This is a genomic window from Nocardia implantans (genome assembly GCF_035544775.1).
GTDB classification, from domain to species: domain Bacteria; phylum Actinomycetota; class Actinomycetes; order Mycobacteriales; family Mycobacteriaceae; genus Nocardia; species Nocardia implantans.
Genome location: NZ_JAYKYQ010000001.1, coordinates 129,393 through 141,994 on the forward strand (window position 1 = coordinate 129,393; position 12,602 = coordinate 141,994).

Annotated in this window: 10 protein-coding genes; 4 read left to right on the forward strand and 6 right to left on the reverse strand. The window is 69.2% G+C overall.

Annotated features, from left to right (window positions below):
• Positions 1 to 31: 31 nt before the first annotated feature.
• The 3 genes from U3653_RS00640 to clpB all read right to left on the reverse strand — a co-directional run bounded on the left by U3653_RS00640 (position 32) and on the right by clpB (position 4,599).
• Positions 32 to 976: a TtfA family protein gene (locus tag U3653_RS00640; RefSeq protein ID WP_195081042.1), complete on the reverse strand. Its 945-nt coding sequence runs from the start codon at positions 974 to 976 to the stop codon at positions 32 to 34.
• A gap of 89 nt (positions 977 to 1,065) precedes the next feature.
• Positions 1,066 to 1,857 (reverse strand): DUF5666 domain-containing protein, encoded by a 792-nt coding sequence (locus tag U3653_RS00645; RefSeq protein WP_195080840.1) that lies wholly within the window; start codon positions 1,855 to 1,857, stop codon positions 1,066 to 1,068.
• 186 nt (positions 1,858 to 2,043) lie between these two features.
• Positions 2,044 to 4,599 (reverse strand): ATP-dependent chaperone ClpB, encoded by a 2,556-nt coding sequence (gene clpB / locus U3653_RS00650; protein ID WP_195080841.1) that lies wholly within the window; start codon positions 4,597 to 4,599, stop codon positions 2,044 to 2,046.
• A 332-nt stretch (positions 4,600 to 4,931) separates the two neighbouring features.
• Between clpB and U3653_RS00655 the strand changes: the two genes are divergently transcribed.
• The 4 genes from U3653_RS00655 (at position 4,932) to U3653_RS00670 (ending at position 8,997) form a co-directional block, all read left to right on the forward strand.
• Positions 4,932 to 5,867: an NADP-dependent oxidoreductase gene (locus U3653_RS00655; protein ID WP_195080842.1), complete on the forward strand. Its 936-nt coding sequence runs from the start codon at positions 4,932 to 4,934 to the stop codon at positions 5,865 to 5,867.
• Between the two features lie 57 nt (positions 5,868 to 5,924).
• A complete protein-coding gene (locus tag U3653_RS00660) occupies positions 5,925 to 6,809 on the forward strand; it encodes an LLM class flavin-dependent oxidoreductase (protein WP_195080843.1) in 885 nt (294 codons plus the stop codon).
• A 238-nt stretch (positions 6,810 to 7,047) separates the two neighbouring features.
• Complete coding sequence (locus U3653_RS00665) at positions 7,048 to 8,205, forward strand: FAD-binding oxidoreductase (RefSeq protein ID WP_195080844.1); 1,158 nt, start codon at positions 7,048 to 7,050, stop codon at positions 8,203 to 8,205.
• A gap of 30 nt (positions 8,206 to 8,235) precedes the next feature.
• Positions 8,236 to 8,997 (forward strand): FAD-binding oxidoreductase, encoded by a 762-nt coding sequence (locus U3653_RS00670; RefSeq protein WP_195081043.1) that lies wholly within the window; start codon positions 8,236 to 8,238, stop codon positions 8,995 to 8,997.
• A gap of 308 nt (positions 8,998 to 9,305) precedes the next feature.
• On the opposite strand, the gene U3653_RS00675 is transcribed toward U3653_RS00670, so the two are convergent.
• The 3 genes from U3653_RS00675 to dnaJ all read right to left on the reverse strand — a co-directional run bounded on the left by U3653_RS00675 (position 9,306) and on the right by dnaJ (position 12,589).
• Positions 9,306 to 10,475, reverse strand: coding sequence for an FAD-binding oxidoreductase (locus U3653_RS00675; RefSeq protein WP_195080845.1), 1,170 nt, complete (start codon positions 10,473 to 10,475; stop codon positions 9,306 to 9,308).
• 531 nt (positions 10,476 to 11,006) lie between these two features.
• Positions 11,007 to 11,426: a heat shock protein transcriptional repressor HspR gene (locus U3653_RS00680; RefSeq protein WP_195080846.1), complete on the reverse strand. Its 420-nt coding sequence runs from the start codon at positions 11,424 to 11,426 to the stop codon at positions 11,007 to 11,009.
• Positions 11,426 to 12,589: a molecular chaperone DnaJ gene (gene dnaJ / locus U3653_RS00685; RefSeq protein ID WP_195080847.1), complete on the reverse strand. Its 1,164-nt coding sequence runs from the start codon at positions 12,587 to 12,589 to the stop codon at positions 11,426 to 11,428. The genes U3653_RS00680 and dnaJ overlap by 1 nt, the downstream gene beginning before the upstream one ends.
• Positions 12,590 to 12,602: the final 13 nt, after the last annotated feature.

The following is a 12,602-nucleotide window of genomic DNA, read 5'->3' on the forward strand; positions in this document are numbered from 1 at the left end:
TGCGGCCCGGCCGCGGTGGGCGCGCGGCCGGTCACTTCGGCACGGGTCCCTGGTAAGGGCGGAAGCCGGGATGGAACGGTCCACCGGGCGGGTCGGTCGGCCGCTGCCGCGATTCGGGGTCGTTCCGGCTCTCGGCGTCGCGCTCCTCGCGCGGCCGGGGCTTCTCCTCGTCGCGCACGCGGGCGCGCGTGTTCGGCACGACGGCGAGCGACGGGCGGCGCGCCGGTTCCGGTCGCTCGGCGTCGTCGGAGTCGTCTTCGGACCGTTCGTCGTCGGCCTCGGGGCGGTCGCCCGCTTCACCCTCGGCGTCCCGGTCGCCCCGCTGACGGGCGCGGGGGCGCGCCGGTTCGGGTCCGCCGTCGTCGAAGCGCGGCTCGCTGACCGGCGGCAGCACGTGCAGCAGGCCGGACAGGCGCAGCACCGCGTCGATCGCGCCTTCCCAGTCCTTCGGGGTGGTGCCGACCAGCAGCATGCCCAGCGTCCAGTTGCCCTCGCTCCAGAGCATCTGCACGGTGTCGGGCAGGTTCTCGATAAACGCGACCATGCGCTGATCGACAGCGTGCCTGGCGATTTCGGGATTGGTCGCGAAGACCACGCGGTCACCGATGGCGCCGAGCAGTTCCAGATCGTGGTCCTTGGGCGGGGCGGCGGTCTTCAGCCGCATGTCCACGTCGATGTCCGAACCGATCTGACGGCGCACCGCGACCAGCGTCGCGGAGTCCTCCAGGTCGAACAGCACGAACTTCTCGCCCTTGCGGATGCCGGAGACCACGTCGACCGCGGAGAGATAGCCCAGTTTGGTCAACGCGCCGCGCCGCCACGTGGACGGCAGCGCGGGTTCCACGGACACGTAGGTATAGCCCTGCGACTTCGCCCAGACCTGTCGCGCGTGACCGGTCCGCTGCCGCTGGAGCCGATCGAAATACAGCAGCACGATCGCGCCCACGAGCGCGATCGCCGCCAACCCGAACCACATTGCCGTCATCGCCGCCTAGCCTAATGGTCCCGGCCGGACATGGTCCGTCATTACCCCCGGCGCTTCGCGCCCCCGGCGTCCGGCGCGGCTCATCGCCCGCCGCCGGGCAGCGAGGTGCCGATGATGACCTTCGCCTGGATCGACCCGTCCGCTGCCTTGTCCCCCTGGATCAGCACCAGCTCACCGGTGGCCAGATCGGAGACTCTGGTCCCGGACAGCGCGATCACCTGGGTGTTCGCGTCGGTGCGCACCGTAATGGTGTTGCCCATCACCGAACTCACCGTCAGGGTGCCCCCGTCGTTGGCGGTGATGGTGCCCATGGTCGCGCCGAGGCCGTCGACATCGCCGAGGCCGGGCACACTGGGCAAACCGCTCGGCGGGGTGGGCTGCGCGGTCCTGGTTCCCGGCGAGGGTCTCGTCGTGACGCGCGTCGTGGAGGCCGCCGCGGTGTCGGCCGAGCCGGAATCGCCCGACCCGAGCAGCACGCCCGCGACCACCCCGATCGCACCGATCAGCAGAACCACGCCGAGACCGAGGGCGATCCACAGGCCGGTGTTGCGCCGCGGCGGCGGTGGTCCCGGCGGCGCCGCACCGGGCGGCATCGCGCCGCCGGGCGGACCCGCCGCACCCGGGACGGTGTCGGGATAGGCGGCCCACTGGGGGTCGTAGGCCGGGAACTCACGTGTCGCGTTCGCCCCGGGCGGGCCCCAGGCTCCGTAATGCTCCGTCGGGGGATATTCCGACGGAGCCCCGGTGCCGTACGCGTCGAGGTACTCCGTGGTGTGCGCGGGGCCACCGTATCCGGACTTGCCCGGCGGACCCAGGTGTTCGGTCGGCGCATCCTCCGGCCGCTGTCCCCAGGGATCGTTCGGGTTGGTCATGGCTTCCAGCGTAGGCCGCGTACGTTCGCGCGCACCCGTACCACGTGGACCGGTGCGCCTGCGGCTCGGTGGGCGTTCGTTCCGGCATCGATCTCACCGTGCTGACGGTGGGGCGAAACACCTTGTGCGCGAGCGAGCTTCGACGAAAGGCGAGCGGCCTCGTCCGCGACGAGGCCGCTCACTCACTCACCTGCCGACGATCAGGCCGTCCCCGCCGGGGCTGACGGACACCTTGACGCTGTCGCCGTCGGCGATCTCGCCCGCGAGCAGTTCCTTGGCGAGGGAGTCGCCGATGGCCTGCTGGATCAGCCTGCGCAGCGGACGCGCGCCGTAGCTGGGGTCGTAGCCGCGCACCGCGAGCCAGAACCGCGCCGAATCGCTGACCTCCAGCTTCAGCCTGCGCTGCGCCAGCCGCTTCTGCAGCTGCTCGAGCTGGATGTCGACGATCTGCTCGAGCTGCTCCTCGTCGAGCGCGTGGAACATGACCACGTCGTCGAGGCGGTTGAGGAACTCCGGCTTGAAGGCCGAGCGCACCGCGTTCATGACGAACTCCTTGTCACCGCCCGCGCCCAGGTTCGAGGTCAGGATGAGGATGGTGTTGCGGAAATCCACCGTGCGGCCCTGGCTGTCGGTGAGCCTGCCCTCGTCGAGCACTTGCAGCAGGATGTCGAACACATCCGGGTGCGCCTTCTCGATCTCGTCGAACAGCACCACCGTGTAGGGCCTGCGCCGCACCGCCTCGGTGAGCTGACCGCCCTGGTCGTAACCGACGTAACCGGGCGGAGCGCCGACCAGCCTGGCGACCGAGTGCTTCTCGCTGTACTCGCTCATGTCGATGCGGACCATGGCGCGCTCGTCGTCGAACAGGAAGTCCGCCAGCGCTTTCGCCAGCTCGGTCTTGCCGACGCCGGTGGGGCCGACGAACATGAACGACCCGGTCGGGCGGTTCGGGTCGGCGACACCGGCGCGGGCCCGGCGCACCGCGTCGGACACCGCCTGCACCGCCTCGGGCTGACCGACCACGCGGCGGCCGAGCTCGTCCTCCATGCGCAGCAGCTTCTGGGTCTCGCCCTCCAGCATCCGGCCCACCGGAATGCCGGTCCAGGAGGACACCACCTCGGCGATGTCGTCCGGGCCGACCTCTTCCTTCAGCATGACCTCGCCGTCGCCCGCGGTGGCCGAGGCCTGCTCGGCCTGGGCGAGCTGCTTCTCCAGCGCGGGGATCCGGCCGTAGCGCAGTTCGGCCGCCTTGCCCAGGTCGCCGTCGCGCTCGGCGCGCTCGGATTCACCGCGCAGCGCTTCCAGCTCCTCCTTGAGCGTGCGCACCTGGTCGATCGCGTTCTTCTCGTTCTGCCAGCGCGTGGTCAGCTGATTGAGCTTCTCGCGGTCGTCGGCGAGTTCGCCGCGCAGTTTCTCCAGCCGCTGCTTGGACGCCTCGTCGGTCTCCTTCGCGAGGGCGACCTCTTCGATCTCCAGGCGGCGCACCGCGCGCTCCACCTCGTCGATCTCCACCGGGCGGGAGTCGATCTCCATGCGCAGCCGCGAGGCCGACTCGTCGACCAGGTCGATCGCCTTGTCGGGCAGGAACCGGGAGGTGATGTAGCGGTCCGACAGCGTGGCCGCGGCGACCAGCGCGGAGTCGGTGATGCGCACGCCGTGGTGCACTTCGTAGCGCTCCTTGATGCCGCGCAGGATGCCGATGGTGTCCTCCACCGACGGCTCGCCGACCAGCACCTGCTGGAAGCGCCGCTCCAAGGCGGCGTCCTTCTCGATGTGCTGGCGGTATTCCTCCAGCGTGGTGGCGCCGACCAGGCGCAGCTCGCCGCGGGCCAGCATCGGCTTGATCATGTTGCCCGCGTCCATCGCCGATTCACCGGTGGCGCCGGCGCCGACGATGGTGTGCAGCTCGTCGATGAACGTGATGATCTGGCCCGCGCTGTTCTTGATGTCCTCCAGCACGGCCTTGAGCCGTTCCTCGAACTCACCGCGGTACTTCGCGCCCGCGACCATCGCGCCGAGGTCGAGCGCCACGACGGACTTGCCGCGCAGCGACTCGGGGACGTCGCCAGCCACGATGCGCTGGGCGAGGCCCTCGACGATGGCGGTCTTGCCGACGCCGGGCTCGCCGATCAGCACCGGGTTGTTCTTGGTGCGCCGGCTCAGCACCTGCACCACCCGGCGGATCTCGGTGTCCCGGCCGATGACCGGATCGAGCTTGCCGTGGCGGGCGGCATCGGTGAGGTCGGTGGAGTACTTCTCCAGCGCCTGGTAGCTGCCCTCCGGATCGGGGCTGGTCACCCTGGCGCTGCCGCGGACGGCGGTGAACGCGGCACGCAGCGCGTCGGCGGTGGCGCCGTACTTGGTGAGCACCATCGTGACATCGGAGTCGCCCTCGGCGAGACCGACCATCACGTGCTCGGTGGAGACGTACTCGTCACCGAGTTCCGTGGCCAGGCGCTGCGCCGCGGTGATCGCGGCGAGCGCCTCGCGGCCGAGCTGCGGTGTGGTGGTGGCGCCGGTCGCCCGCGGCAGCCGGTCCACGATGTCCTGTGCCTCGCGGCGCACGGTCGCCGGATCCGTTCCGACGGCCTTCAGCAAGGGCGCGGCGATGCCGTCGGTCTGGTCGAGCAACGCCACCAGCAAGTGCGCAGGACGGATCTCCGGGTTGCCCGCGGCGGAGGCCGCCTGCAGGGCGGCGGTCAGCGCCGCCTGGGTCTTGGTGGTGGGATTGAACGAGTCCACGAGTCACCTTCCTACTGGTCGAGTCGATTCGCACGGCGCCGAGCGCGTTCGCCGAAGCTGTCGCTGTCGTCCCGCTCCGCCTTCGGCTCGGCGCCGTTCTACCCGTCCAACGTTCTAAAGGTTGAGTCTGTTCCGCTCAAGTTTGGAATTCTCCGCCGCGCCGCAGGCGATCCACCGGATGTGTCGAACGCTACGCTCCGGCACCGGCGAATGCGACGCCCCGCCACACCGCCCATGCGGTGATTCCGCACGTCGGCGGCTTTCGGACGCCTACGATGACCTCGGCCGTCAGTTGTTGCAGCACTCTTCACCCCGACTCGAGGAGCGAATGGATGCGCGCGATCGTGGTACGGAAGTTCGGAGCGAAGCCGGAACTAGCCGAAATGCCGATGCCCGAGCCGGGGCCGGGCACCGTGCGGGTGCAACTCCAGGCGGCCGGGGTGAACCCCTTCGACCGTAAAGTGGCCTCCGGCCTCCTGGACGGCAAACTGCCGCACGACTTTCCGATGATCCTCGGGGTGGACGGGGCCGGCACGGTCGCCACGGTCGGCGCTGGCGTCAGCCGTTTCGCCGTCGGGGACCGGGTGGTCGGCAAGTTCCTCACACCGCCGGTGGGCCACGGCAGCTTCGCCGAGTACGCGGTGCTCCCTGAGGGCGGCACCCTGGTGCCGATTCCGCCCGGGGTGCCCACGGTCGCGGCCGCGGCGCTGCCGACCGCGGGGGTGACCGCGCAGGACCTCGTGGACGCCACCCACATCCAGCCGGGCCAGACCGTGCTGATCGTGGGCGCGACCGGTGGCGTCGGCTCCTTCCTGGTGCAGCTGGCCAATATCGCGGGCGCGCACGTCATCGCCACGGCGCGGGGCGACTCCGCCGATCAGATGACCCGCCTGGGCGCGGCCGAGACGGTGGACTACACCGCGGGACCGGTGCGCGACCAGGTCGCCGCCGCCCATCCGGACGGCATCGACGTCCTGTTCGATCTGGTGAGCCCGCCGGAGGCGCTGGCGGAGCTGACCACGCTGGTCCGCGACGGCGGCACGGTCTACTCCACCACTTTCGCCGCCGACGAGGACGCGTTGCGCGCACGATCGCTGCGGGGCGGCAACATCGAATCCAAGGGCAGCGCACCGGAACTGGCCCGCCTGATCCAGCGGGTGGCCGCGGGCGACGTGGTCGTGCCGATCGACGCGACCGTCCCGCTCGCGGAGGGACCAGCGGTCATCGGAGCGCCAGGAGCACGCGGCAAGACCGTGCTCGCCATCTGATCCGTACCGGCCCACCGCGCCGGGTCGGCGTCCCGCGCGACCACCAGGAGGTGTGTGATGAGGACCCGACCGCCCCAATTCGGCCTGTTCCTGATCCCCGAGGCCGACGACTTCCGCAGGCTCGCCGAGCTGAGCGCGTACGCCGACGTGGCGGGGCTCGACCTGATCGGCATCCAGGACCATCCCTATCAGCGCAGGTTCCTCGACACCTGGACGCTGATCACCGCGCTCGCCGCGCGAACCGAGCGGATCACCTTCTTCCCCGACGTGGCCAACCTGCCGCTGCGCCACCCCGCTTTGCTGGCGAAGTCGGTCGCGTCGCTCGACATCGTCAGTGACGGCCGCATCCAGCTCGGCCTCGGCGCCGGCGCGTTCTGGGACGCCGTCGCCGGGATGGGCGGACCGCGCCGCACCGGAGGCGAGGCGGTGCGCGCCCTGGAGGAGGCGATCACGGTGATCCGCGCCTTGTGGAGCGACGCGCGATCGGTCCGGGTGCCTGGCTCCTTCTACTCCCTGGCGGGCGCGCATCCCGGCCCGCTCCCGCGACACCGGCCCGGCATCTGGCTCGGCGCGCGCGGGCCGCGCATGCTCGAACTCACCGGCCGCGCCGCCGACGGCTGGGTGCCGTCGGCCGCTTGGGCGCCGCCGGAGTTCCTCGCCGAAGCCGGCAGGCGGATCGATGACGCCGCCGCCGCGGCAGGCCGGGACCCGCTGACGGTGCGGCGGGTGCTGAACGTGTCGGGGACCATCACCGCCGACGGGGCCGATCGCGGCTTCCTGGAAGGCCCGCCCCAGCGCTGGGTGGACGACCTGCTGGCCTTGCACCGCGACCAGCGGATCGACGGATTCGTCTTCTGGCCGACCGAGGGGGAACCGGTCGAGCAGATCCGTCGTTATACCGAGCAGGTCGTGCCCGCGGTGCGTACCGGCGCCGGGAGCTGACCGGCCGGAGACCGCATCCGCCGGTACCGCATCGGCGCGGAAATCCGGCCCGGCCCGCCCGTGGCCTCGGTACCGGACGGGTCAGCGGCATCCGCCGTTTGCCCACCGATTACCGTTTGCCCGGGTCTTGGGACTGATAGCCACACGACCACGGCATTTTCGGGGATACTTGTCGGCGGGAGACCGCCGGTAACGGGTATGTCCCCGGGCAGAACTGAGGGAAAGGAAGCTCCACGTCGTGGATGCGCGTTCGGCTGCGCTGGTCCGCGCCAATTTTCGTTCGGTGATCGAGTCGCCGAATGGACCCGAGCGGTTGGTCAGTGCGTTCTACGGACATTTGTTCGCCGAGAACCCACGGTTGCGCGAGTTGTTCCCACCGGCCATGGAGATGCAGGCCAAGCGCATCGCCACGGCCATCCAGTACGTCCTCGATCACCTGGAGGACTGGGACCGGGCGCAGAAGTTCCTGGAGCAACTCGCTCGCGACCATCGCAAGTACGGCGTGGAGGCCGCGCACTACGACATGGCGGGCCGCGCGCTGCTGGCGGCGTTCCGCGTCTACAACGGCGCGGCCTGGGACCGGAGCCTGGAAGAGGGCTGGCGCGACATCACCATCCTGATCTCCGCGTCCATGGCCATCGGCGCCAACTCCGACAAGTCGCAGCCGGTGTGGGAGGCCACCGTGGTCGGTCATCGCCGCGTGCTGGATGACCTGGCCATCGTGCGGCTGCAGTCCGACGGGCCGGTGCCCTACCAGGCCGGGCAGTACGTGCCGGTCACCATTCCGCAGCGGCCCAAGATGTGGCGGTATTTCTCCCCGGCCATCCCGTCCAACCCGTACGGCGAGATCGAGTTCCACGTGCGCAAGATCCGCGGCGGCTGGGTCAGCCCCGCGATCGTCAACGAGACCAGGGTGGGTGACCGCTGGCGCATCGCGGGCCCGCTCGGCGGACTACACGTCGACCGGGACAGCGGCCGCGACGTGCTCATGATCGGCGCGGGCACCGGCATCGCCCCGTTGCGCGCCCAGCTGATCGAGATGGGCCAGCGCGGCATCAACCCGCGGGTGCACTTCTTCATCGGCGGCCGCTATCCCTGCGACCTGTACGACGTGGAGAACATGTGGCAGCTCTCGCAGAGCAACCCGTGGCTGACCATCGTTCCGGTGTGCGAGCAGAAGAGCAATCCGTGGTGGTATCCGCATCCGCCGCAGGACGCACCGTACGGGATGCACCGGCGCCTGATCGGTAACCTTGGCGCCGTGGTCGCGAGCTTCGGCGCGTGGGCCGATCGCCAGATCCAGATCGCCGGATCGGCTCGGATGATCGCCGACACCCGGCGCGCGCTCCTCGCGGTCGGCACGCCGGAGCAGAACATCAGCTGCGACCCTGTGTAGAAGAAGGAGGCCCCGTTGGGGGATCCGAGCATGCTCGGTAACGGTCATCAGGCGCCGGAGTGGACTTCGACCGTGGTCGGTCATCATCGCCTGCGCCACGATCTCGCGGTGATCCGCCTGATCGGTGAGTTCGTGCCGTTCGCCGCCGGACAGTCGGTCGAGGTACGGGTGCCGCAGCATCCCGGCGTGCGCCGCAGGCTGTCGCCCGCGCTGCCACCGTCACTGGACGGCAAGCTGGAGTTCCACGTGCGCACGGTGCCGGGCGGCTGGTGCAGCGGCGCGATCGTCGCCGACACCCAGCCCGGCGACGAGTGGCGGATCGGCGCTCCCGCCGGCGGGTTCTGGGTGGACCCGGACGGCGACGAGGTGGTGATGATCGCGGGCGGCACGGGATTGGCGCCCATGCGCGCCCAGATCCTCGAGCTGGCCCGCAAGCCGTCGCCGCCGCCCACCTACCTCTTCGTCGGCGGGCGGTCACCCCGCGACCTGTACGCCTCGGACATGCTCTACCTGCTGGCCGCCGAATTGCCCTGGCTCACCGTGATTCCGGTGGTGGAGAACCCGCACGACCCGAACTGGGTCGACGAGTGGTACGAGCAGTCCCGCGTCGACATCGGCTTCGCACCCGACGACCTGCTCTACGGCACCCTCGCCGACGTCCTCGGCTCGCACGGCGCGTTCGCCGAACACCAAGTCCTGGTCTGCGGCTCCCCCGCCATGGTCCAGACCACCGTCGACCGCCTCCTCGAAACCGGAACCCCCCCGCAGCGAATCCAATTCGAGGGGCTCTAACCGAACCGTGAACCTGAGCCGAGTGAACTACTCGGCCAGGGCAACGGCACACCGTTGGAGCCGACTGCCCGAACCCACGCAACCACACTGGTGGATCACCGGTCTCGAGCAAAGCGCCCATCAAGCATCCGAAGCGGTTCCATCAGCGACGACCCCGGAACCCCACGGCAACGAGGGAACCCCTGGTTAGCGCGATCACCACTGACGCAACCAAACCAGCTCAACCACCGGTTTCGAGCGAAGCGAGACCGAGCATCCGCCGTTCGCAGCGCCGCAGGCGCTGCAAATCGAACACAGCAGGCGCTGGACTAATAGAGCGGATCGTGGCGGATGTTCTTCGCGAGCGTGCCCGCTGCCATGAGGCGGAACTTGGTGGTCTGCACCATCGACGGTGAACCGACGATCTGCACGTCACGGTCGGACCAGGCGCCGTAACTGGCGACCACCTTGCCGATCTGGCCGGTGACCCGTGGTTCCACGCCGGGCCATGTGGTGCGCGGTTCCTCCGGTTCGGCGTACCACCAGGGGTTCTCGTCGTGTTCGCTCACCGGCGTGACCGTGAGCCAGCGGTTGGCCATGGCCAGCTTGCTCAAGGTTTCCAGGTCGTAGAGGTCGCACGGGTGGTGGCCGCCGACGAACAGGTGCACCTTCGGGTTGGTCCGCCGCATCGCCATCGCCATCAGCTGCGCACGCAGCGGCGCGATGCCGGTGCCGCAGCCGACCATCAGCATCTTGCGTTTGGCGTTGCGCGGAACGCCCAAGCCGCCCAGCGGTGAGCCGAGCAGCCACTGGTCGCCGACGGCGGTCTGGCCGACGATGGCGGAGCTGACCCAGCCGCCCAGCACGCTGCGGACGTGGAATTCGATCTCACCGTTGGCATTCGCGGGCACGGCGGGCGAGAGGTAGCGCCACATGCGCGGCCGTGACGGGATCTGCACGCTCAGGTACTGGCCCGCGGCGTAGCGCATCGGCTGATCCAGTTGCAGCCGGACGACGACCAGGTTGCGCAGCACCTCGCGGCGTTCGATCACCGTTCCGGTCCACGCCGACGGCGTGGTCTCCTTCTCCGCGGCGCCGATCATGGTGTCGGAGATGATCTTCAGGCCCTCGTCCCAGGCCCGGTCCACCTCGTCGGTCCACATCTCGGTGCCGGCGAACACCTTCACGGCGGTCTTCAGCGCCGTGGAGACGGCGGCATAGTGCGCGGGCTGCACACCGTACTTGCGGTGGTCCCTGCCGAGCTGGGACAGGAAGGGCAGCAGCTTGTCGGGCTCTTCCAACCGGTCCAGCGCGTAGGAGATCGCCTTGACCAGCCGGTCGCGCTGGAGGTCCATCGCGGCGGGAAAGAAATCGCGGACGTGCGGGTAGTCGGTGAACAAGATCGCGTAGAACGATCTCGCCAGTTTCTCCGGCCCCCCATCCTCCGCAGCAACCGCCTTGAAAGTAGTTCTGATCAAAGCGACAGCGCGTGAATCCATCGGTATCACAACCCCATTTCGCACTCGTTCACGAACCATGCCGGCGAGTGAGGTGCTGCGGGGCCACTCGACAGCAGCCGATGGAAAGGAGTGTAGGCGAGGTTTGCCAGCAACGGAATCTTTCGAAGGAACATCCCGCTCGGAATTTCGTCGAAACGAGGATATTCCGGGAGACACGCCAGAGAAACCGACTGAGAGACCGTAGATTCCACAGGTAATTGGTCTTCCACACCCCGGATCGACAAGGGACACTTAGGAAATTACGTCCCGACTGGTCTGTTCTAGCGACTTCGGGGCAACACCACAACTGGCGCAGATGGATCGAATCGGGCAAACCGATACGGTTGCGTAAGCGAGTCTATGGTAGAAATTCCCAGTTGATTCGACAACGAAATGACCTATGTCTAGCCGCTTCTGTCGAACATGTTCTGGTTTATTCTCAGCAAATCTGTGACACACAGGGCGCGAACGACGAAGGCCCCGGCGCCGGATCGCGAAGTGCGACCGAGGCCGGGGCCGTCGTCGTTTCGGTTATCGTCTGCGCTGGCCGTCTTCGCGACGGTGCCGCGGCTGCCAGACGACCAGCGCGGTACTGCGCTGCTGCGGAACGAGATCCGGGCGGTAGGCCGCCCGCGTCCGCTCCAGCTCGGCCGACAGTTCCGCCACCTGCCGACGCAGCTCCTCCACCTGATTGGTCAGTTCGATGATGCGCTTGATGCCCGCCAGGTTGACGCCCTCGTCCTGGGACAGCCGCTGCACCTCGCGCAGCAGCTCCACGTCCCGGGCCGAGTAGCGCCGACCACCGCCCGAAGTACGTTGCGGCGTGACCAGTCCCAGACGGTCATACGTGCGCAGCGTCTGCGCGTGCATGCCGGCCAGCTGGGCCGCCACCGAGATCATGAAGAACTCGGCCCGCGACCCGCCGGACGCGTTCTTCGGTTCCGAGGACATCACGCACCTGCCCATCCCGCACGTGGATCGAAGCCGCCCGCTCGCTCCGCCTCCTGATAGCGCTTCAGCGCCTCGATGGCGTTGTCGTCCAGCTTCTGCGGCACGGCGACCTTCACCGTGACCAGCAGATCGCCCGCGCCACCACCGCGCTTGGGCACGCCGCGGCCGCGTACCCGCAGGGTACGGCCGTCCGCGGTGCCCGGAGGCACCTTGACGCCGACCCGCCCGTCCAGCGTGGGCACCGAAACCGTGGTGCCGAGGACCAATTCACTGTAACTGACCGGAAGCACCAGGGTCAGGTCGTCGCCGTTGCGGCCGAAGACCTTGTCCTGGCTGACGTGCACGGTGACATACAGGTCGCCCGAAGGCGCCCCGCGCAGCCCCGCCTCGCCCTGACCGGCCAGGCGGATGCGTTGCCCGTCACCGACTCCGGGCGGAATCCGCACCGTGATGGTGCGCGTGCGGTTCTGGATGCCGCTGCCCTGGCAGTCGAGGCACGGGTCGTCGATGATCGACCCGCTGCCACGGCACTCGTCGCACGGCTCGCTGAAGCCGAACGCGCCCTGGTTGCGGCTGACGATGCCGGTCCCGTTGCAGATCGGGCACACTCGCGGACTCGTGCCCGGTTTGGCTCCGCTGCCGTGACACGTGGTGCACGGCGACGGGCTGGTCATCCGCAGCGGAACCGTGACGCCCTGAGCCGCCTCCCGGAAACCGAGCGTGGTCTCGGTCTCCACGTCGGCGCCGCGGCGGGGGCGGCTCGAGGTCCGCGTGCCGCCGCCCCGGTTGAACAGACCGCCGAGCAGGTCGCCGAGGCCACCTTCGGCGGCACCCGCGGCGCCGCCGAAGAGGTCCCCGAGGTTGAACTCCTGCGAGAAGCCGCCGCCCGCGCCGGACCCGAACCCACCGCGACCGTAGCCGCCACCCGCGAAGAGCTTGCGGGTGTCGTCGTACTCCTTGCGCTTGGCCGGATCCGACAGGACGGCGTGCGCCTCGCTGACGGCCTTGAACCGCTCCTCGGCTTTGGTGTCACCGGGGTTGGCGTCCGGGTGCAAGTCGCGGGCGAGCTTGCGATAGGCCTTCTTGATCTCGTCCTGCGAGGCGCCGGAGGAAACACCCAGCTCCTTGTAGAAGTCCTTTTCGATCCACTCCCGTTGGCTCACCGAGCATCTCCTC

Coding starts and splice junctions, on each gene's coding strand:
- U3653_RS00675 (WP_195080845.1), bottom strand. CDS start 10,475: ATGGATTCACGCGCTGTCGCTTTGATCAGAACTACTTTCAAGGCGGTT.
- U3653_RS00645 (WP_195080840.1), bottom strand. CDS start 1,857: ATGACCAACCCGAACGATCCCTGGGGACAGCGGCCGGAGGATGCGCCG.
- U3653_RS00680 (WP_195080846.1), bottom strand. CDS start 11,426: ATGTCCTCGGAACCGAAGAACGCGTCCGGCGGGTCGCGGGCCGAGTTC.
- U3653_RS00640 (WP_195081042.1), bottom strand. CDS start 976: ATGTGGTTCGGGTTGGCGGCGATCGCGCTCGTGGGCGCGATCGTGCTG.
- U3653_RS00670 (WP_195081043.1), top strand. CDS start 8,236: ATGCTCGGTAACGGTCATCAGGCGCCGGAGTGGACTTCGACCGTGGTC.
- U3653_RS00660 (WP_195080843.1), top strand. CDS start 5,925: ATGAGGACCCGACCGCCCCAATTCGGCCTGTTCCTGATCCCCGAGGCC.
- U3653_RS00655 (WP_195080842.1), top strand. CDS start 4,932: ATGCGCGCGATCGTGGTACGGAAGTTCGGAGCGAAGCCGGAACTAGCC.